This window comes from Methylocystis sp. Sn-Cys, from assembly GCF_016745395.1.
Lineage (GTDB): Bacteria > Pseudomonadota > Alphaproteobacteria > Rhizobiales > Beijerinckiaceae > Methylocystis > Methylocystis iwaonis.
This window is the reverse complement of record NZ_JAERVJ010000011.1, coordinates 33950-53062: the sequence shown is the minus strand read 5'-3', so window position 1 is coordinate 53062 and position 19113 is coordinate 33950. Positions and strand designations below refer to the sequence as shown.

Here is a 19113-nt window from a genome sequence, read left to right as displayed (position 1 = left end):
TTAGGTTTGTATGGAGCTGTGTCTCGTATCCAATAAGTACACAAAAGAGAGAGTCGATAGCATCGATCTTGTCGGTTAAACCACTCAAGAACTTCCAGTTTTGAGAATGACATAATCTAAAGTCCTTAGCGAGCCGCCCGCATTTCGCGGTATTAGACGGCTGAAAACCATTCTATGATCTCACGGGCCAACTCCAAGGCCCCTCACCCTGAAGAGGCCGCGAAGCGGCCGTCTCGAAGGGCGAGGGGCCTCCGCCACGGTGCCTACAGTCCGGCCCCGCAGCCCTCGGTTACGCGATTGGGAAGTCCCTCAGCTCGGCGACTCCCTGTCGGCGCCCTTCTTATTCCGGCGCGCCGCCAACAGCGGCAAAGCCTCGAAATCACCTCTCATGAGCGCCTCTTTCTTGGCGCGGCTCCAGCCCTTGATGCGTCGCTCGGTTGCTATAGCATCCATCAACTGCTCGAAATGCGCGGACCAGAGCAGCTTCACGGGTCGCCGCCGCGATGTGTAATCGGCGTTGATCCCGGCGTTGTGCTCGCTGACGCGGGTTTCGACCTCCTTGCGCGTCAATCCTGTGTAATAGCTGCCGTCGGCGCAAAGGAGGATGTAGACACTCGCGCCTTCGATCCCCATCACAGTCCTCGTGCTTCGAGACAGCGGCTTCGCCGCTTCCTCAGCATGCAGCATGAGGACTGCTTGGCGCATCCGCAAGCGCTTCCGAGGCCACCAAGCGGGCATCAGCCTTCGATTAAGAGGCGCCGACGCCCCTCGTGCTTCGAGACGCCCGCTGCGCAGGCTCCTCAGCATGAGGGGCTTCTGCATCTACGCCAAACACTTAGGCCTCATCCTGAGGAGCGAGCGAAGCTCGCGTCTCGAAGGACGAGGCCGCCTCGGAGGTTTGTTGACAAACCTGAGAGCCCCGCCTGAGCGGGGCGTCGATGGGGCTTTGATCCTTAACAGGACGTCATTTCGAGTTGACTGAGAGATAGGCGATCCCAGCTCCCGCGATCATGATTATGACCGGGAGGACAACGAAAGCGAACGTCTGAATGGTTGTCATTCGCGTAGCGCCCCTAGGATATAGTCCGCCGATAGATGTAGGACGACAGCGGTCAAAAGCCACATAACCACCCCTAGGATGATTGTCCAAAGCTCCGGCGTCGAAGCCGCAGAGTAGTATGCCGCCGCTATCGGTGCAAGGACGCCGACGGTAAACGACGAGCCCGCCGCTGTGTTGAGCAAGGCCGCGCGCAATTTCAGCCGTTCGTTATGGACAATATGCATTCCGACAACCTGCTTCAAAAAATGCCCGCCAAAGCTACCACAACCTAAGCATTTTGGGAGCATCTGCCCCTCTCCCCACTTGCGAGGCTGGGTGAGGGGACGGCGCCGGAACCCGGGCGTGCGTATAGGCCACGAACGCCTTGCCGCGTTTTTCGTGTCCACTCATCCCCCACGCCCCTCGCCCAACCTCTCCCCACGCAAGCGCGGGGAGAGGGGCGGAGCGCGGCCCTCATCAAAAATTTCGCTCCAATCTATCCCCACCCCCAAAACCTCTCTTACACTCCAGCCGCCTCGCCAACTTGCAGGGGCGTCGTCAGGGTCGGCGGCGCCGGCGGGGTCGGTTAAGCGCGGGACGCGACCCTCGTTCCGTGCGGGACTCCGGCGCCGCCCGCCGGGTCTCTCCTTCGTGGGGAGATTGCGTGGAGAAATCCACGCAAAGGCTGGGCATAGTTTTCGCGCCCGCGACACGCGGCCCGAGTACCGAAAGGGAAAGCGCCGGCGGGCCGGAGGCGGCGCATGTCGAGGCCCTTGCGACGCGCTCGGGAGGTTCAAACCTCCCGGGAAAGAAGCAGGCGCCGTCTGGCGGCTGCGCCGGACGGAGGAACCGCCACGAGATGGCGCTACTTCGGCCCGGAAAGGTGCGCGCGAATAAAGACCGCAGCCGGGACGCTCTGGTTCCGATGCGCTTATTTTTCACGCTACCGGCCGAACGGGGCCGGGGCGTCCCGGCTTCCTGTATCGCCTCGCGTCGGAAACGGCGGCGGGAGTCGTGGCGCTGGATTGCCCCCTCCCCGGCCCTCCCCCGCTTCGCGGGAGAGGGGGTAGATTGTGGCCTTCATTGAGAATGCTGGTCGCGAGTGTCCCCTCTCCCGTGAAACGGGGGAGGGACAGGGAGGGGGCGCCTCAGCAACACGCCCCCCGGCATATGCGCCCTAAGCCGCCCCCTTCACATCCGGCGGCGTCGCCTCATCGGCGAGCTGCCTCAGCGCCTCGTCGATGCCGAGCTGCGTCTGCTGCTGCGAGCCGAGGCGGCGGATGGAGATCGTCCGCTCGGCCGCCTCCTTCTTGCCGGCGACGAGAAGAACGGGAACCTTGGCCAGCGAATGTTCGCGCACCTTATAGGTGATCTTCTCGTTGCGGGCGTCGACATCGACATTGAGGCCGAGCTTGCGGGCCGCGGCAGCAACCTCATAGGCGTAGTCGTCTGCCTCCTGCGTGATCGTGCAAATCACGATCTGCAGCGGCGAGAGCCACAGCGGCAGATGGCCGGCGTAGTGCTCGATCAATATGCCGGTGAAGCGCTCCAGCGAGCCGAACATCGCGCGGTGGATCATCACCGGGACCTTCTTCTCGCTGTCGGCGCCGATATAGAAAGCGCCGAAGCGCACCGGCAGGTTGAAGTCGACCTGCGTCGTGCCGCATTGCCACTCGCGGCCGATGGCGTCGCGCAGCGTATATTCGAGCTTGGGCCCGTAGAAAGCGCCCTCGCCCGCCTGAACGCCGGTCTTCAGCCCACGCTTGGCGAGCTCATCCAACACGCGCGACAAAGCGGCTTCCGCCTTATCCCAGGCTTCGTCGGAGCCCACACGCTTCTCAGGACGGGTGGAGAGCTTCACCACAACGTCGTCGAAGCCGAAGTCGCGATAGATGGTGAGGATGAGGTCGTTGATCTTCAGCGCCTCGTCCATGATCTGGTCTTCGGAGCAGAAGATATGCGCGTCGTCCTGCGTGAAGGCGCGCACGCGCATCATGCCGTGCAGCGCGCCCGAGGGCTCGTAGCGATGCACGACGCCAAACTCGGCGATCTTCACCGGCAAGTCGCGGTAGGACTTCAAGCCGTTCTTGAAGATCTGCACATGGCCGGGGCAGTTCATCGGCTTGATCGCGAAGACGCGCTCGTCCTCCGTCTTGGTGACGAACATGTTCTCGCGATAGGTCTGCCAATGGCCGGAGGTCTCCCACAGCGCGCGGTCGAGCACCTGCGGCGTGTTGACCTCCGTATATCCGGCGGCCTTCTGCTTGCGGCGCATGTAGGAGACGAGCGACTGGAAAAGCGTCCAGCCCTTGGGATGCCAAAAGATCGCGCCCGGTCCCTCCTCCTGGAAATGGAAGAGATCCATCTCGCGCCCCAAGCGCCGATGGTCGCGGCGCTCGGCTTCCTCCAAGCGATGCAGGTAAGCGTCGAGTTCCTCCTGCGTCGTCCAGGCGGTGCCGTAGATGCGCGAGAGCATGGGCTTGCTCGAGTCGCCGCGCCAATAGGCGCCCGCGACCTTCATCAGCTTGAAGGCGTTGCCGATCTTGCCGACCGACGGCAGATGCGGGCCGCGGCAGAGATCGAGCCAGTGGCCCTGCTTGTAGACGGAGAGCGGCTCGTCCGACTTGATGCTGTCGATCAGCTCGCCCTTGAAGGTCTCGCCCTTGGCGATAAACCAGGTCTTCGCGTGGTCGCGGTCCCATTCCTCGCGCACGATCGGCGCGTCGCGGGCGATGATCTCGCGCATCTTCTTCTCGATGACGGGCAGGTCCTCGAGCGTGAAGGGTTCGGCGCGATGGAAATCGTAATAGAAGCCGTTCTCGATGACCGGGCCGATGGTGACCTGCGTGCCGGGGTAAAGCTCCTGCACGGCCTCGGCCAGCACATGGGCGGCGTCGTGGCGAATAAGCTCCAGCGCGCGGGGGTCATCGCGCGAGACGAATTCGAGCTTTGCGTCCTTCTCGACCGGCTTCATCAGATCGACGAGCGCGCCGTCGAGCGTCATGGCGACGCTGCGCTTGGCCAGAGAGGGGGAGATGCTTTTGGCGATGTCGAAGCCCGTGACGCCGGCCTCGAACTGACGGGACGCCCCGTCGGGGAAAGTAACCGCAACCATTTGACGCTCCTGTCGCGCTCATTCGCCGACACGGATCGGCGTGAGTCGCTGGCGATGTGTGAAGGAGCGCGTTGTAACGCCGCGGGCGCGGCGGCGCAATCGAGGCCGCAGCCAGTCAGCCTCCGCCGCCGGCTTCTGCGCAAAAAACAACGCTTCGCAATCTCCGGAATATTGCTTTCGAGCAGCCCGCCGGCCCCCCTCTGGTCGACGGTCTTGGTCGATGGTCTTGGAGGGGGGAAGCTACTCCTCCTCCCCCTCCTCCCGGTGCGCTTCGGAAACGGCCGAAGCGACGTCGGCGACCGAAAGGAACTCGTCCTTATCCACGTCCCTGAGAATGTCGCCCAGACTTTCGGAGCTGTCCTTCGTCCAGTTGACCTCCTCCTTGCCGTGCTCTCGGATGAGATCCTCCTTGGAGATCGGGAAGCTTGCGCCATGGAGCGCCTGCGTCACCGATGCGACGCCGAAGGCGAAGCCCTTCGCAGGTCCCTTATGGCCGCTGCCGCGACCCTCGCCCGTGTTTTCGGTCGTTCGAGGCATGATGTCCTCCTAGCGAGGCTAGTGCTTCTTGCCGCCCTTCGCGGGGCCGCCGCCTTCCGAGCGCTTGCCTTCCTCGATGAGCTCCTTCACGCGCTGCCCACCCTTGTGGCCAAGCTCGGAATAGCCCTCGGGCCCCAGCTCTTCTTTGCGGATCTCGCCGCCCATCTTGCCGGCTTCCTTGACGGTCATCGGCTTGGCCGGCGACTTCCCGCCGCCCTGCGTTCCACTGTGTTTCTGCGGCATCTTCTGTTCCTTTCGCCGTTGCGGCGAAACCCAAGGATCAGGCTTCGCCGTCCTCCTCTTCATCCTGCGTGTTCTCGATGTCCTCGGCGCCTTCCGCGCGCTCGACGCGCTTGCCTTCCTCGACAAGCTGCTTCACGCGCTGGCCGCCCTTGTGGCCACCGAGGCGTCCCGCCTCCTCGACCGTCATCTGCCCGTGCCGAACCGGCGGCTTCTCGGGCTCAGTGTGCTTCTGCGGCATGATGGCGTCCTTCTCCTGTGGCCCACCGTCAGTGGCGCTGCTTGGGTTGGGCGCCCTTGCCCGTCGACTGTTCCTGTTCTTTCTCCTTGCCTTCCTCGATCAGCTCCTTGACCCGCTGACCGCCCTTATGGCCGCCCTTCTCGCCGCCGAGGTGGCCGGCTTCCTGGACGGTCATCTTTCCCTTGCCGGCCTTCCCGGGTTCCTGACCAGATTGCCGCTGGGCCATCTCGCTTCTCCTTCAAAAGTCGGCGTCAGTGGCGCGGTTTGCCGCGAGGGCTTTCCTCGCCGCCTTCTTCCTCCTCGCCAGCGCCCTCGCCTTCGGCGCGCTTGCCTTCCTCGATGAGCTGCTTCACGCGCTGCCCGCCCTTGTGGCCGAGTTCGGAGTATCCCTCAGGACCGAGCTGCTCCTTGCGCGCTTCGCCGCCCATCTTGCCGAGTTCGGAATAGCCTTCCGGGCCGAGCTGCTCTTTGCGCGCCTCGCCGCCCTTCTTACCCATTTCCGAATAGCCCTCGTGGCCGAGCTGCTCCTTGCGGACCTCGCCGCCCATCTTGCCGATCTCGGAATAGCCTTCCGGGCCGAGTTCCTCCTTACGGATCTCGCCGCCCATCTTGCCGGCTTCCTGAACCGTCATCGTGCCCTTGGACTTCTCGGTGCCTTTGCCTTGTTCCGTGCCGTGACTGCGTGGCATGTTGACCTCCCGTTTCCACCGCTGCGCTGGAAGTTCGAGGGCTCTTTCAGCCCCTGCCGTAGCCGGTCAGCGCATCCTTCCAGCCGAGCAGCCTCTCATCCGGTTGCCACAGCGCCGGCGCTTCAGAGACTGAAACGCCGGTCGCGATCGCCGGACGATCGAAGCGATCAGCGCTAGATCGTTTGCGCGGTGAGCATGGGAAGTAAGTACGAATACGTAGCAAGACGTTCATATGGGCAGATCGCCGGCCCCGCTTCCGCAAGACAGGTTTTTTCTTGTTTGCCAGTATGTTTGCACAGCGCGCCAGCGCGACCTTTTTGCTTGGCCGCGCGTTGAAGGGCGCATGAACCCGACAGACGAGCGACTGCACGCCGGCGCAAAACGCACGGTCTACGAACGCGCCTTCTCTTACTTTTCGCCCAATTGGCCCTGGATCGCGACGCTGGTCTTCCTCATCGGCGTTTCCGTAGGCGTCGGATTATTGGAAGCCTGGCCGCTTGCCGTGCTCGTGGACTCGGTGCTGACAACGGAGCCAAAAGGCGGCTGGCTGCACGGCTATTTTCTCGCCGTCCTGCCAGAGGACAAGCCGGGGCAGATTGTCGGCCTCGTCATTATCGGCCTCTCTTTGCAGATCATCGGCTATTCGGCCTGGATGGTGCGGATGATGATCAATTTTTACCTGAACTATTGGGGCACCACGCGCGTGCGCGCCGATCTTTTCGGCAAGCTGCAACGACTCGATCTGGGCTATCACCAATCGCGCCCGCTGGGCGACTCCATCTACCGCCTGACCACCGACGCCTTCGGCCCGTGGGGCGTCGTCGACATTATGATCGGCACTTCCGTTGCGGCCGTGACGCTTACCGTCATGACCGCGATACTATTGTCGCGCAGCGCGCCGCTCACTTTCGCTGCCTATGCGGTGGCTCCGCTGATCTTGTGGAGCAACTGGCGTTTCGGCATGCGCATTCACCAGCGCGCGCTCGAATCGAAGCAGATCGACGCCGATCTCACCGCGCATATCCAGCAGGCGATGTCGCGCGTGCCGCTGTCGCAAGCCTTCCGACGCGAGCCCTTCGAGTTCCGCCGCTTCGAGGACGCTGTCGCGCGCAGCGTAAAGGCGCTATTGCGACTGAACTGGCAGGAGCAGCTCTATCCGCTCGCGCGCGACATTATCCTCTCGATCGGCGGCGCGATCATTCTCGGCTATGGCGGTTGGCTCGTGTATCACGACCAGTTTCTCGCGCCGACGCCGGACGGCATGACGGTGGGGGCGCTGATCATTTTCATGGATTATTTGCGTAAGCTTTGGGACCCTCTGAAATGGCTCGCCGAGTTTTTCTCGAAAATTCGCACGTTCGAAGCCGCCGCGCGGCGTGTGTTTTTCGTCCTGGACGAGCCTGAGGCGATCAAGGACAGGCCGGACGCGCAACCGCTGCCGCCGCGCCCGCGGCGTCTCTCTTTCGACCATGTTTCCTTCGCCTATCGGTGCGACTGCCCGGTGCTGTCGGACATCACGGCCACAGTCGCGCCGGGCGAGATGGTCGCTTTCGTCGGGCCGAGCGGCGTTGGCAAAAGCTCGCTGCTCAAGTTGATGCTGCGATTTCACGACCCGTCTCGCGGCGCCGTGCGGCTCGACGGCCTCGACATTCGCCGGGCGCGTCTCGTGGACCTGCGCGCGCATTTCGCCTTCGTGACGCAAGACAATCTCGTGCTTCCGACAAGCGTCGCCGAGAACATCGCCTATGGAAGGCCGTCGGCGAGCAGCGCGGAGATCGAAGACGCAGCGGCGCTCGCGGGCGCGGCGGAGTTCATCGACGCTCTCCCTGAGGGCTACGACACAGTCCTCAGCGAAGGCGGCGCGAATCTCTCAGGTGGCCAACGACAGCGCCTCGCGATTGCACGAGCGCTGGTGAGCGAAGCGCCCTTCCTCGTCCTAGACGAACCGACGAGCGCGCTCGATCCCGAAAACGAGCTGCGGCTGATCGACACTCTGCACCGCCTCAAGAGACGCCGCACCGTCCTGCTCGTCACCCATCGGCTCGATTCAGTCGTGGACTGCGATCAGGTCTTTGCGATGCACGCCGGGCGGATCGTCGAAACCGGCACGCATGCGCAGCTTCTGGCGCAGGGCGGCGCCTATGCGCGGCTCTGGCGCCGGCAGACAGACGACAAGGCCGCTCGCCGCGCTAAACGCGGCGCCGGCGCTGGGCGCAAAGGCCGGGACGCCAAAGTTGCGACGGCCGAACAAGAAGTTGCTGCCAAAGTCTATAGAACTAGTTGACTATAGTCCGGATTGGCGCTAGCACTGCGTCAACATGGCTTTTTCAGAACGCGATCTGCCCGCTGACCAGCAAGGGGCCACGCATATGACGCTTCAGGATCTCACGCTTTTGCCGAAACCCCAGAGGACAGCCAGAAGCTCGACGTCGAAACCGCAAGCCGACGTTATCCAGGCCCTCATTCCCAAGGCCGAGGAGGCCGAGCATTTTCTGAAAGCGATCGCCAATGCGCATCGGCTCATGGTTTTGTGCGAGCTGCATAAGGGCGAGATCTGCGTCACAGATTTGCAGGAGGCCGTTGGGCTGAGCCAATCCGCGCTCTCGCAGCACCTCGCGAGATTGCGGCAAGACGGCCTTGTGACGACGCGGCGCGACTCTCGCACAATCTATTATTCGCTCGCGGACGAGCGCGTGCAACGCGTGATCGCGCTGCTGCATGACGTCTTTTGCGGAAGATAACACGCGCAGGCAGCGCGGCGACGCAACGCGCCGCCGCGCTTTCTTCTTAATCAGTGGAGAATAGGCGCTTTCAGCGCCTCGAGTTGCGCGAGCGACAGGCGGAAGAGTCCGCGTGCGCCGCAGCGCGTCTGGAACTTATCACCCGCGCGGGCGCAAAGCCGCTTGAACCATTCGTCCTTATCCATGCTGTCGGGGCATTCGGCGATTTCCCAAACCTTGCCATCCGGCCGGAAGCGCACATGGATCAGGACAGTCGTGTCTTGAAGAGCGACGCCGCTCGCAAAAGCGTTGGGTTGCTCTTCGGCGGGGGCGGCGCCGGGAAGCGTTTGCGTGGACTGTAAGGCGCGTTGTTCAACCAGATCGGTCATGGATGCGTTCCGTCATCAAGGTTGCGCGCCGATGGTCAAGAGAGCAGCGTCCGATCTTCTCTCCCGGCCCAGCTTTGGAGGCCGCCCGCCAGCGCTATATAGACACGCAACATAGTGGCGCATGTCCGAGATTTAGCCAAGCGGGCGGAGCGCTCAAATATTGAGCTTTTTATAATAGTTCCAAGAAGAAGCCGCGCCGGTCAATCGTGCAATCCCGGCGCTTCATAGCCCGCGCGCGCAACATATTCCGTATAGCCCCCATCATATTTATGAACGCCCTCGGGCGTCAGCTCGAGAACGCGATTTGAAAGCGCCCCCAGGAAGCGGCGATCATGCGAGACGAACAGCATCGCGCCCTCATATTCGGCGAGCGCGGCGATGAGCATCTCTTTCGTCGCGAGATCGAGATGGTTGGTGGGCTCGTCGAGCACGAGAAAGTTCGGCGGATCGTACAGCATCTTGGCCATGACGAGCCGCGCCTTCTCACCGCCAGAGAGAAAATTGCACTTCTTCTCCGCGTCGTCGCCCGAAAACCCAAAACAGCCAGCGAGCGTGCGCAGCGACCCCTGCCCCGCCTGCGGAAAAGTGTATTCCAGCTCCTCGAAAACCGTGCGGTCGCCGTCGAGAAGCTCCATGGCGTGCTGGGCGAAATAACCCATTTTCACGCTGGCGCCGATCGTCACCGCGCCGTCGTCCGGCTGCGCCGCGCCTGCGATGAGCTTGAGAAGCGTCGATTTCCCGGCCCCGTTGACGCCCATCACGGCCCAGCGTTCCTTGCGGCGCACCGCGAAATCGAGCCCTTCATAGATGCGCCGGCTGCCGTAGCTCTTGTGCACGCTCTTCAGCGTCGCGACATCCTCTCCCGAGCGCGGCGCGGGCCGGAATTCGAAGAGTATGGTCTGGCGGCGCTTCGGCGGCTCGATCTTCTCGATCTTGTCGAGCTTCTTCACGCGGCTCTGCACCTGCGCCGCGTGCGAGGCGCGCGCCTTGAAGCGCTCGATGAATTTGATCTCCTTGGCGAGCATCGCCTGCTGACGCTCGAATTGCGCCTGCTGCTGCTTTTCGTTCAGCGCACGCTGCTGCTCGTAGAATTCATAATCGCCGGAATAGGTATTCAGCGCGCCGCCGTCGATCTCAATGACCTTATCGACGATGCGATTCATGAATTCGCGATCATGCGAGGTCATCAGCAGCGCGCCCTCATAGCCTTTCAGAAACGCCTCGAGCCAGATGAGGCTTTCGATGTCGAGATGGTTGCTCGGCTCGTCGAGCAACATGGCGTCCGGCCGCATGAGCAGGATGCGGGCGAGCGCGACGCGCATCTTCCATCCGCCCGACAGCGCGCCGACGTCACCGTCCATCATCTCCTGGCTGAAGTTGAGGCCGGCGAGGACCTCGCGCGCGCGCCCGTCCAGCGCATAGCCGTCGAGTTCCTCGAAGCGGCCCTGCACTTCGCCATAGCGTTCGATGATCGCGTCCATATCGTCGGCGCGGTCGGGATCGGCCATGGCCGCCTCGAGCTCCCGCAGCTCAGCGGCGACGATGCTGACGGGCCCCGCCCCGTCCATCACCTCGGCCACGGCGCTGCGGCCCGACATTTCGCCGACCTCCTGATTGAAATAGCCGATCGTGACCCCGCGATCGGTCGAGACCTGGCCTTCGTCTGGCAGCTCGCGGCCCGAGATCATCCGAAACAGCGTCGTCTTGCCGGCGCCGTTCGGGCCGACGAGGCCGGCTTTTTCCCCTTTCAGGAGCGCCGCCGACGCCTCGACGAAGAGAATCTGGGAGCCGTTCTGCTTGCTGATGTTTTCCAGGCGAATCATAGGGGCCCTTGTCACGGAGGGAGCTGCGCGACTTACGACGCCGCAGCCTTTCCGGATGAAAGTGGGCCCGTCAGAAGCTGGGAGCGCGGTTTTACGCCTAAAACCGCCGCCCCGGCGGCGCGGGATGGCAGGTCAGAACGGCGATCTCGTCGCCGTTATCGTATTTCATTTCGCCGCGCGCGACGTCAAGTGTGTTGCGCACGTGTTGCTCGCGGCATTTTTTGGCGCCGTCCTCCATGCAGAGCCGATCCGTGCCGAAGGTGACGAGGCTCTTGTCGAGACCCATCACATAGACGACCTTCTCCTTGCGCCCGTATTTGTCCGGCCCGGAAATATAGGAGTCGCCCTGCTTATATTCCTCGGCGACGCCTTCGCCCCACATGATCTGCAAAAACTGCCGGTCGGTGTCGATATCGACCATCGCCGTCTGGTTCGACCGCGCGCAATCGAGGTGAATCTCGGTGGCGCCAGCCGCCGCCGGCATAAGCGCACAGCAAATGGCGTAAGCGAAAGTCTTGCCCATCGCGATTTCCCCTCGCGGACCTATTTGCCTTCCAGATTTTGCTTCTGCTCCAGGCAGCCGTCGAGCTGCGCGCGGCTCAACTCCCAATAAGAGGCGCCGCAGAGGGCCTGATAGCGGCTGCTGTTGAAGAAGGACCAGAGATTATAGGCGCCGAGAAGCAGCGCGAGAACGAATGCAACTTTCCAAATCGTGTTGAAGCGCGTGATCGGGTCGGCTTCTGGCTTCGTCATGGCTGCCTCCATGGTCTCAATGTTAGGCGTCCGCGGCCATCCGTCAATCCAGCGTCTGGCGGAAGCGCATGACGGCAATGCTCATTGCGACAAGCGCGAACAGCGCCAATGCGCCGGCGTCCGTCGCGAGATCGACGAAGCCCGAGCCTTTCAACATCACAGCGCGCACGATTCGCAAAAAATGGGTGAGCGGCAGCGCCTCGCCGATATATTGCGCCCAGACCGGCATGCCATAGAAGGGAAAGAGGAAGCCCGAGAGCAACATGCTCGGCAGGAAGAAAAAGAAGGTCATCTGAATCGCCTGGAGCTGATTCTCGGCGATGGTCGACAGCGTATAGCCCATCGACAGATTGGCGATGATGAACAGCAGCGTCAGCGGCACGAGCACGAAGAGCGAGCCGACGATGGGCACTTGAAAGAGAAAGCGCGCAACGATCAGAATCGTCGCCATTTGCACGGCGCCAACCAAAACATAGGGCGTGATCTTGCCGAGCATGATTTCAACGGGCTTCACCGGCATGGCGAGCAGCGCTTCCATCGTGCCGCGCTCCGTCTCGCGCGTGACCGACAGCGCCGTATAGATCAGCATCGTCATGGTGAGGATGGTGCCGATGAGCCCCGGCACGATATTACGGCGCGCCTCGCCCGCCGGATTGTAGCGTCGCTGCACCTGCAAATCGAAGGGCGGCGCATTTTGAGCGAGTGACGCGAGCGGTCCGGTAAGCTCGCGATCGAGCGCTTGATTGGCGGCGCCGGCGGCCGCCGCAACGGCGCCGATGGTCGCCGTGGGGTCTGTGGCGTCGGCAATGACAAGGAGCGAAGGACGCTCGCCGCGCACCAGCCGGCGCGAGAAATCCGGCGGGATCTGGATGACGAAGAGCGCGCGGTTGGAAAGGATCAACGCATCGGCGTCCTCCTCTCCCTTCGCGACATATTTGACGTCGAAATAGTCTGTCGCCCGCAAAGCGCCGAGGAGCGCGCGGGCAATCGGGCTGTCGTCGCTCATCAGCACTGCAGTGGGCAAATGCTTTGGGTCCGTGTTGATCGCAAAGCCGAAGAGCAGCAATTGCATGAGCGGAATGCCCACGATCATGCCGAGCGTCGGCCGGTCGCGGCGGAGCTGAATAAACTCTTTCACGAACATGGCGACGAGCCGCTGCCAGGATTGCGCGAGGCGTCCCCGCCGCGCGGGCCGCGCATCCATGTGCCTCGGCGCTTCCGTCATTGGCCGTTCCGATGGTTGCGCGTCATCAGATCGATGAAGACGTCTTCCAGCGTCGGCTGGTCATGCGTCCAGCGATGCGCGGCGTCGGCGTAGCGCGCGGCGACCGTTTCCATCGCGCGCGCATCGCGACCGCCGACATGCAGGGCCGCGCCGAAACGCGCGACCATGTCGACGCCCGGCGCATGTTTCAATTCGGCCGCCAAAGCGTCGAGTCCTTCGCCGGTGACGACATAGGTCGTGAGCCCTGCGTTGCGGATAATGTCCTCGATCGTGCCCGAGACCAGCAGTTTCCCATCGAGAATATACGCAATCTCGTGGCAACGCTCGGCCTCGTCCATGTAATGCGTCGAGACGAGGACGGTGAGGCCTTCATTGGCGAGATGGTGGATCTCGTCCCAGAAATCGCGGCGGGCTTTCGGATCGACGCCGGCCGTCGGCTCGTCCAGGAGAAGCAGCGAAGGCCCCGGCAGAATGCAGGCGCCAAGCGCCAGCCGCTGCTTCCAGCCGCCGGAGAGTTCGCCTGCAAGCTGACCCGCCCGCGCCGTGAGCCCCAGCCGCTCCAGCGCCGACTGCGCCATGTCTTCCGGCGCCTCGAGACCATAGATGCGCGCGACGAATTCGAGATTTTCACGAATGGTGAGATCGCGATAGAGCGAGAAGCCCTGGGTCATGTAGCCGACCTGGCGCTTGATCTCGTCCTGCTGCGTGCGGATGTCGAGGCCGAGGCAGCGCCCCTCGCCGCCATCGGGCGTCAACAGGCCGCAGAGCATGCGGATCGTCGTGGTTTTGCCGCTGCCGTTCGGGCCTAGGAAGCCTTGGATATGGCCGCGACGCACGCGCAGGGTGAAATTATCGACGACCTTCTTCTCCCCAAAGATTTTGGTGAGGCCCGAGACGTCGATCGCAATATCGGGCGACGCTGATTCTATCATTGCCCGCCCGCCTCTCAGCCGTCATGGCCGGGCTTGTCCCGGCCATCCACGCCCCGAAGCTGCAAAGACCTTGATGATGTGGCGACGGCGCCGCGGCTGCCTGGCGTGGATGCCCGGCACGAGGCCGGGCATGACGCCGAGAGATTCCCGGCAATAGCCAAAGACAGTTGCGGCTTTCTCACTTCCCCGCCTCCGCCGCTTCCGCCAACGGCGTCACTGAAACCGGCATCCCCAAGGGCAGTTCCCGCGCCTTCCCTTCGAGCCGCGCTTCCACTTTGAATACGAGTTTCGCCCGCTCGACGTCGCTGAAAATCACCGGCGGCGTATATTCCTGCCGGCTCGCGACGAAGGAAATGCGGCCGTAGAGATCCCCCGGACAGCCGTCGCATTGCACCCGCGCGCGCGCGCCGAGCCGGACGCCGGCGAGGCGCGGCTCCGGCACATAGAACCGCACCTTGCGGTTCTCGGGCGGCAGCAGCGCCACCACGGGTTGGCCGGCGTTGACCACTTCGCCGGGGCGAAAAAACACGTCCTGCACCACCCCGCCGGCCGGCGCGACGACATTCTGGCGGCCGATGCGAATGTCGATCGCCTGCAATTGCGCATGTGCCTGATTGAGCGATGCCTGCGCCGCCTCGATTTCCTGCGTGCGCCCCGGAATCCGCGCCGCCTCCACCTGTCGCCGCGCCTCCTTCACGCTGGCTTCGTCGCGCCTCAGCGCCATTTCGGCGCGGTCGAGCGTCGATTTCGGAATGTCGCCGGTGGCGAAGAGCTTACGCTGGCGGTCGTAATCATTGCGCGACAGGGTCAGCGCCGCCTCGGCGCGCTCCAGCGCGGCTTGCAGCACGGCGATCTGCTGCGGCCGGTTAATGGCCGCCTGGAGGTTCTGGACCTGCGCCTCGAGCTGGCCAATGCGCGCGACGGCCTCGGCGCGGCTGCGATCGAGAAGCGTCGTCGACATGTTGAACAACCGATCGCCGGGCTTCACCACGGAGCCTGCCGCAACGAAGAGCTGCGCCAGCCGCTCGCCTTCATTGGGGCCAATGTAGAGGGTTTCACCTTCCACGTAGCCAAGGAAGGCAATCTGCCGCAACCCATTGTTGCGCGTGAGGCCCCACCAAAGACCGGCGGCAAGGATAAGAATGACAAGGAGAAGGCCGAGCCGCTTCATGCGCCCGCGCTTTCGTGCGGACCCGGCAACCAGAGCGCCTCTTCCAGATTGTGCAATGCAGTCGCCGCGATAAACAACCAGACTGCGGCAGGCCAGGAGAGGCAAGAAAACATCGGTTGATCGCCTCCGAGCCGCCCAATCCGCCGACTCCAGGGCCTAGTTTTGGCGCGCCGCGAAGAAAAAGGCTAGAGTGCCGCCGACGCTGCGCGAAAAGGACGCGAAAAGGGATCGGAAATGTCTGAAGAGATTACGGAATTGCCTGAGCGCGAGGGCATGGACTATGATGTGGCGATCGTCGGCGCGGGACCGGCCGGCCTCGCCGCCGCGATTCGGCTCAAGCAGGTCGCGCCCGATCTCTCCGTCGTCGTCATCGAAAAAGGCTCCGAGCCCGGCGCGCATATTCTCTCCGGCGCCGTCATCGATCCCATCGGCCTCGATCGCCTCCTCCCCTCCTGGCGCTCGCATGACGAAGCGCCGCTGAAGACGCAGGTGCACGACGACCAGTTCCTGCTGCTTTCCGAAAAGGGCGGCTTCCGCATCCCCAATATCTTGATGCCGAAGCTGATGAATAACCACGGCAATTTCATCGGCTCGCTCGGCAATGTCGTGCGCTTCTTGGCCTCGGAGGCCGAGGCGCTGGGCGTAGAAATTTACCCGGGCTTCGCCGGCGCAGAGATTCTCTACGGCGACAAGGGCGAGGTGCTCGGCATCGCCACGGGCGACATGGGCGTCGACCGCGACGGGACGCCAAAGGACAGCTTCACCCGCGGCATGGAGCTGCGCGCCAAATATACGCTCTTTGCGGAAGGCGCGCGCGGCTCTCTGTCGAAGCAACTGCTCGCCAAATACGATCTCTGCAAGAACAGCGACGTGCAGAAATTCGGCATCGGCTTCAAGGAGCTGTGGCGCATCCCCAAGGAGAAGCACCATCCCGGCCGCGTGCAGCACTCCTTCGGCTGGCCTCTGCAGTCCGACACGGGCGGCGGCTCCTTCCTCTATCATTTCGAGGATGGGCTGGTGTCGGTCGGTTTCGTCGTGCACTTGAACTATTCGAACCCGACGCTCTCGCCCTTCGACGAATTCCAACGCTTCAAATGTCATCCGATGGTCGCGCCGACGCTGGAAGGCGGCGAGCGTCTCGCCTATGGCGCGCGCGCGCTCACCGAAGGCGGTTGGCAGAGCGTGCCCAAGCTGGTTTTCCCCGGCGGCGCGCTGATCGGCTGCGCGGCCGGCTTCATGAATGTGCCGCGCATCAAGGGCTCTCACAACGCCATTCTCTCTGGCATGCTCGCTGCCGAGCATGTGGCCGCGGCGATCGCCGAAGGCCGCGCGCATGACGAGGTGAGTGCTTACGACGCCGCCTGGCGCGCGTCGGACATCGGTCGCGACCTCAAGCCGGTGCGCAATGTGAAGCCCATCTGGTCCAAGCTCGGCACTTACCTCGGGGCGCCGCTCTTTGGCCTCGACATGTGGACGAACGAGCTTTTCGGCTTTTCGTTCTTCGGCACGGTTAAGCACGGCAAGCCGGACCATGCCTGCCTGAAGCCGCTCTCGGAAGTCACCCCGATCATCTATCAGAAGCTCACGCAGAAGCCGGCTTTCGACAAGCTCTCCTCGGTCTTCGTCTCGAACACGAACCACGAGGAAGACCAGCCGGTGCATCTCAAGCTGGTCGACCCGTCGATTCCGATCGAGAAAAACTTGCCGATCTATGGCGAGCCGGCGCGACTCTACTGCCCGGCGGGCGTCTATGAAGTCGTCTATGGCGATGAGGAGGCGAAGGCCGATCCGCGCTTCGTGATCAACGCGCAAAACTGCGTGCACTGCAAGACCTGCGACATCAAGGACCCGGCGCAGAACATCACCTGGGTTCCGCCGGAAGGCGGCGGCGGGCCAAACTATCCGAATATGTAAGGCCGTTTCCGCTGGGGCGTCTTGTCATTCCCGGCGGGCTGAAAGCCCGACCGGGAATCCAGAGCCTCAATAGCGCTAATGTTGTTCTGGATTCCCGATCGCTCGCTTCGCGAGCGTCGGGAATGACAGAGAACCGATCGATGCTCGACTTCCTCTCCCTTCTCGGCGCCAACCCCGCGCCATTGGCTTGAGGAAGTTTTTTCTCACTGAGTTCCCATGTTCTTCATCTTTTCCAAGATTTTCGAATTCCTCGCGACGCCGACGCATTTCGCGCTGTTTATCGGCGCTCTCGGCGTCGCACTTTCTGTCACCCGTTTCAAAAGGACAGGTTGCGCGCTCTCCGGCGGCGCGATCGTCCTTCTGCTCGTCATGGGCTTTTCGCCGCTCGCCGGTCTCGTCGCGATCCCGCTCGAAGCGCGTTTTCCGCCGCCGCCCGATGACATGCCGGCGCCGGATGGGATTATCGTGCTCGGCGGCTCTGTCGACGAAAATCTGAGCGGCATGCGCAACCGTGTCACCCTAGCCGAAGCGGCGGAGCGCCTCACCGCGCCAATCGCCTTGAAGCGGCAGTATCCGACGGCGCGCCTCGTCTTCACGGGCGGCACCTCGGCCTTGCGCGGGTCGGCCTATACGGAAGCGGGGACGGTGCAGCGTTTCTGGCGAGAAGTCGGCCTCGACCAGGGCGACGTGCTTTACGAAGATAAATCCCGGAACACATTCGAGAACGCCGCCTTTACGCGCGACCTCGTGCAGCCCAAGCCCGGCGAGCGCTGGCTGCTTGTTACCTCCGCGATGCATATGCCGCGCTCGGTCGGCATCTTCCGCAAGGCCGGCTTTCCCGTGATCGCCTATCCCGTCGATTACCGCACGGCCGGCGAGATGAGCGGCTGGAGCGTGCCGCGCCACGCGTCGCGAAGCTTCGGGCTCCTCGAATTCGCGGCGCATGAATGGGTGGGCCTCGCCGCCTATTGGCTGACGGGAAAGACCGACACGCTCTTTCCGGCGCCCTAAAAAATTGCAGCGCGCGCCTATTCGGCGCGCCGCCGCCCGCGCGTGGTTGTCGTCGGCTCCATGCTGCGCCCGCCGGAGCCGCCCGGCCAGCTACCGTGCTTCATTTCGAGAAACAAAGCGATCGCTTGAGCTCGGTTACGCACGTCGAGCTTCTCGAAAAGATTGCGCAGATGGAATTTGATCGTGTTGATCGAAACGCCGAAATCCTTGGCGAGCTGGCTGTTGGTGTGGCCCGACCCCAGCGCCGACAAGAGGCTTCTCTCGCGCAACGTGAGATTCTCCAAAGGATCGCTGCGCATCTTGCGGATGTCGACGAAGGGAAAGACCATATCGCCCGCCGCCACCGCCGCCAGCACGTCGAGAAGCCGTTCTGGCGGGGCGCGCTTCGAGACGAAGCCCGCGCCCCCGAGCTGCAGTGTCTCGGCAGGCGCCGCGGGATCGTTGGTGCCGCTATAGACCACGATCTTGGGCGCCGAGACCTGGCGCGAGAGGGCGCGTAAAACATCGCGCGCATGCAGCGTGGGCAATTGCCAGCCAATGACCGCGATCGCGAACTTCTGCTGCCGGGCGGCCTCGAGAAACTCTTCGCCATCCGTCACTTTGAGGACGAGGTTGAAACGCTTGTCGTCGGACAGGAGCTTGTCGAGGCCGGCAAGAATCAGCGGGCTCTTGTCGGCGATGGCGACATCGATGCTGGCGGCCTGCTGCGACGGCGCGCCGTCGTCACCTTCTGGGCGCGGAGCGGTCTTCGCGAGATCCGCACTTTCCCCGCTCGCCCGGATATTGTCCATCCGCCCCTCCCAGCCCTGATCGAAAAGGTAGGCGCTCCCATTTTTTCCACTTTCGCATGGCGGCGCCACGAGAACGGAAAAAACGCCTCATATGCATCGCGACAGCCATTGATCTGGTTGACCGTCCTCGAAGCGACGCCGAATTGATACCTGCCCATTCGAGTTGGGAAGCGGGCCCAGAATACTCATGGCGCGGCAAGACGCAAGCGTTCTCACGCGGGCAACGAACGCCGAAAGGACAACCGCAAAAAAAATTAAGGCGCGCCGCATCGGCAAGTGCCGACGCGTCGCGCCTGAACGTAAGCTGCTAGAAGCGCTGATTTAGTCGGTGAAGACCCAACGCGCAGCGAAGTAAGCAGCCGCGCCGATCACGATGATCGCGATCATGCCGACGGGGGTCGCCGCATAGCTGGTGAGTTCGAGAATAGCGCCCATTATCTCCTCCTTCTGTCACACTTAACTGTCGGTTCTAACCATTAGCCGACATGCTGCCATCTGATCCGTCGTCGCCGGCGGAATCGTG

Annotated in this window: 20 protein-coding genes; 4 read left to right on the top strand and 16 right to left on the bottom strand. The window is 63.0% G+C overall.

The features are described from left to right. Positions 1–309: 309 nt before the first annotated feature. The 8 genes from JJT62_RS18050 to JJT62_RS18015 form a co-directional block, all read right to left on the bottom strand. Positions 310–705, bottom strand: coding sequence for a GIY-YIG nuclease family protein (locus tag JJT62_RS18050; RefSeq protein WP_370568584.1), 396 nt, complete (start codon positions 703–705; stop codon positions 310–312). Positions 706–2216: 1511 nt separating this feature from the next. Continuing rightward, positions 2217–4154, bottom strand: a complete 1938-nt coding sequence (gene thrS / locus JJT62_RS18045) for a threonine--tRNA ligase (RefSeq protein ID WP_202074185.1) — start codon at positions 4152–4154, stop codon at positions 2217–2219. Positions 4155–4394: 240 nt separating this feature from the next. After that, positions 4395–4691, bottom strand: coding sequence for a DUF2795 domain-containing protein (locus JJT62_RS18040; protein WP_202074184.1), 297 nt, complete (start codon positions 4689–4691; stop codon positions 4395–4397). A gap of 18 nt (positions 4692–4709) precedes the next feature. Next, on the bottom strand, positions 4710–4934 hold the full coding sequence (locus JJT62_RS18035) for a hypothetical protein (protein ID WP_246744989.1): 225 nt from the start codon (positions 4932–4934) through the stop codon (positions 4710–4712). A 37-nt stretch (positions 4935–4971) separates the two neighbouring features. Further along, the gene (locus JJT62_RS18030) at positions 4972–5172 is read right to left on the bottom strand and encodes a hypothetical protein (protein WP_202074182.1); all 201 of its coding nucleotides are present in this window, start codon (positions 5170–5172) and stop codon (positions 4972–4974) included. Between the two features lie 28 nt (positions 5173–5200). Further along, on the bottom strand, positions 5201–5398 hold the full coding sequence (locus JJT62_RS18025; RefSeq protein WP_202074181.1) for a hypothetical protein: 198 nt from the start codon (positions 5396–5398) through the stop codon (positions 5201–5203). 25 nt (positions 5399–5423) lie between these two features. Continuing rightward, a complete protein-coding gene (locus JJT62_RS18020; RefSeq protein ID WP_246744988.1) occupies positions 5424–5861 on the bottom strand; it encodes a KGG domain-containing protein in 438 nt (145 codons plus the stop codon). Between the two features lie 46 nt (positions 5862–5907). Beyond that, positions 5908–6093 carry a hypothetical protein gene (locus JJT62_RS18015; RefSeq protein WP_202074180.1) on the bottom strand — a complete coding sequence of 62 codons (186 nt, stop codon included), beginning with the start codon at positions 6091–6093 and terminating at the stop codon, positions 5908–5910. A gap of 111 nt (positions 6094–6204) precedes the next feature. Here JJT62_RS18015 and JJT62_RS18010 point away from each other — a divergent pair, with 111 nt between their 5' ends. Together JJT62_RS18010 and JJT62_RS18005 are read left to right on the top strand one after the other, a co-directional pair. Further along, positions 6205–8145, top strand: a complete 1941-nt coding sequence (locus JJT62_RS18010) for an ABC transporter ATP-binding protein (RefSeq protein ID WP_202074179.1) — start codon at positions 6205–6207, stop codon at positions 8143–8145. 85 nt (positions 8146–8230) lie between these two features. Continuing rightward, entirely contained in the window at positions 8231–8602 is a 372-nt protein-coding gene (locus JJT62_RS18005; protein WP_202074178.1) for a helix-turn-helix transcriptional regulator, read from the top strand. A gap of 50 nt (positions 8603–8652) precedes the next feature. On the opposite strand, the gene JJT62_RS19270 is transcribed toward JJT62_RS18005, so the two are convergent. From JJT62_RS19270 to JJT62_RS17970, 7 genes are all read right to left on the bottom strand, one after another. After that, the gene (locus JJT62_RS19270; RefSeq protein WP_246744987.1) at positions 8653–8970 is read right to left on the bottom strand and encodes a hypothetical protein; all 318 of its coding nucleotides are present in this window, start codon (positions 8968–8970) and stop codon (positions 8653–8655) included. Between the two features lie 200 nt (positions 8971–9170). Beyond that, complete coding sequence (locus JJT62_RS17995; RefSeq protein WP_202074177.1) at positions 9171–10793, bottom strand: ABC-F family ATP-binding cassette domain-containing protein; 1623 nt, start codon at positions 10791–10793, stop codon at positions 9171–9173. 97 nt (positions 10794–10890) lie between these two features. Next, entirely contained in the window at positions 10891–11316 is a 426-nt protein-coding gene (locus JJT62_RS17990) for a hypothetical protein (RefSeq protein WP_202074176.1), read from the bottom strand. A 20-nt stretch (positions 11317–11336) separates the two neighbouring features. Next, on the bottom strand, positions 11337–11546 hold the full coding sequence (locus JJT62_RS17985; RefSeq protein WP_202074175.1) for a hypothetical protein: 210 nt from the start codon (positions 11544–11546) through the stop codon (positions 11337–11339). 43 nt (positions 11547–11589) lie between these two features. Then, positions 11590–12771: an ABC transporter permease gene (locus tag JJT62_RS17980; RefSeq protein WP_202074174.1), complete on the bottom strand. Its 1182-nt coding sequence runs from the start codon at positions 12769–12771 to the stop codon at positions 11590–11592. Further along, the gene (locus JJT62_RS17975; RefSeq protein ID WP_202074173.1) at positions 12768–13703 is read right to left on the bottom strand and encodes an ABC transporter ATP-binding protein; all 936 of its coding nucleotides are present in this window, start codon (positions 13701–13703) and stop codon (positions 12768–12770) included. Before JJT62_RS17975 ends, JJT62_RS17980 begins: the two co-directional genes overlap by 4 nt. 178 nt (positions 13704–13881) lie before the next feature. Further along, complete coding sequence (locus JJT62_RS17970) at positions 13882–14874, bottom strand: HlyD family secretion protein (RefSeq protein ID WP_202074172.1); 993 nt, start codon at positions 14872–14874, stop codon at positions 13882–13884. Between the two features lie 234 nt (positions 14875–15108). Here JJT62_RS17970 and JJT62_RS17965 point away from each other — a divergent pair, with 234 nt between their 5' ends. After that, positions 15109–16788 (top strand): electron transfer flavoprotein-ubiquinone oxidoreductase, encoded by a 1680-nt coding sequence (locus JJT62_RS17965; protein WP_202074171.1) that lies wholly within the window; start codon positions 15109–15111, stop codon positions 16786–16788. A gap of 216 nt (positions 16789–17004) precedes the next feature. After that, entirely contained in the window at positions 17005–17799 is a 795-nt protein-coding gene (locus tag JJT62_RS17960; protein WP_202074170.1) for a YdcF family protein, read from the top strand. A gap of 17 nt (positions 17800–17816) precedes the next feature. On the opposite strand, the gene JJT62_RS17955 is transcribed toward JJT62_RS17960, so the two are convergent. Next, positions 17817–18590, bottom strand: a complete 774-nt coding sequence (locus JJT62_RS17955) for a response regulator transcription factor (RefSeq protein ID WP_202074169.1) — start codon at positions 18588–18590, stop codon at positions 17817–17819. Positions 18591–19113: the final 523 nt, after the last annotated feature.

Bases quoted from the DNA above. Each gene is read 5' to 3' on its own strand.
- JJT62_RS18050 (WP_370568584.1), bottom strand. From the start codon at position 705: ATGCGCCAAGCAGTCCTCATGCTGCATGCTGAGGAAGCGGCGAAGCCG.
- thrS (WP_202074185.1), bottom strand. From the start codon at position 4,154: ATGGTTGCGGTTACTTTCCCCGACGGGGCGTCCCGTCAGTTCGAGGCC.
- JJT62_RS18040 (WP_202074184.1), bottom strand. From the start codon at position 4,691: ATGCCTCGAACGACCGAAAACACGGGCGAGGGTCGCGGCAGCGGCCAT.
- JJT62_RS18035 (WP_246744989.1), bottom strand. From the start codon at position 4,934: ATGCCGCAGAAACACAGTGGAACGCAGGGCGGCGGGAAGTCGCCGGCC.
- JJT62_RS18030 (WP_202074182.1), bottom strand. From the start codon at position 5,172: ATGCCGCAGAAGCACACTGAGCCCGAGAAGCCGCCGGTTCGGCACGGG.
- JJT62_RS18025 (WP_202074181.1), bottom strand. From the start codon at position 5,398: ATGGCCCAGCGGCAATCTGGTCAGGAACCCGGGAAGGCCGGCAAGGGA.
- JJT62_RS18020 (WP_246744988.1), bottom strand. From the start codon at position 5,861: ATGCCACGCAGTCACGGCACGGAACAAGGCAAAGGCACCGAGAAGTCC.
- JJT62_RS18015 (WP_202074180.1), bottom strand. From the start codon at position 6,093: ATGAACGTCTTGCTACGTATTCGTACTTACTTCCCATGCTCACCGCGC.
- JJT62_RS18010 (WP_202074179.1), top strand. From the start codon at position 6,205: ATGAACCCGACAGACGAGCGACTGCACGCCGGCGCAAAACGCACGGTC.
- JJT62_RS18005 (WP_202074178.1), top strand. From the start codon at position 8,231: ATGACGCTTCAGGATCTCACGCTTTTGCCGAAACCCCAGAGGACAGCC.
- JJT62_RS19270 (WP_246744987.1), bottom strand. From the start codon at position 8,970: ATGACCGATCTGGTTGAACAACGCGCCTTACAGTCCACGCAAACGCTT.
- JJT62_RS17995 (WP_202074177.1), bottom strand. From the start codon at position 10,793: ATGATTCGCCTGGAAAACATCAGCAAGCAGAACGGCTCCCAGATTCTC.
- JJT62_RS17990 (WP_202074176.1), bottom strand. From the start codon at position 11,316: ATGGGCAAGACTTTCGCTTACGCCATTTGCTGTGCGCTTATGCCGGCG.
- JJT62_RS17985 (WP_202074175.1), bottom strand. From the start codon at position 11,546: ATGACGAAGCCAGAAGCCGACCCGATCACGCGCTTCAACACGATTTGG.
- JJT62_RS17980 (WP_202074174.1), bottom strand. From the start codon at position 12,771: ATGACGGAAGCGCCGAGGCACATGGATGCGCGGCCCGCGCGGCGGGGA.
- JJT62_RS17975 (WP_202074173.1), bottom strand. From the start codon at position 13,703: ATGATAGAATCAGCGTCGCCCGATATTGCGATCGACGTCTCGGGCCTC.
- JJT62_RS17970 (WP_202074172.1), bottom strand. From the start codon at position 14,874: ATGAAGCGGCTCGGCCTTCTCCTTGTCATTCTTATCCTTGCCGCCGGT.
- JJT62_RS17965 (WP_202074171.1), top strand. From the start codon at position 15,109: ATGTCTGAAGAGATTACGGAATTGCCTGAGCGCGAGGGCATGGACTAT.
- JJT62_RS17960 (WP_202074170.1), top strand. From the start codon at position 17,005: ATGTTCTTCATCTTTTCCAAGATTTTCGAATTCCTCGCGACGCCGACG.
- JJT62_RS17955 (WP_202074169.1), bottom strand. From the start codon at position 18,590: ATGGACAATATCCGGGCGAGCGGGGAAAGTGCGGATCTCGCGAAGACC.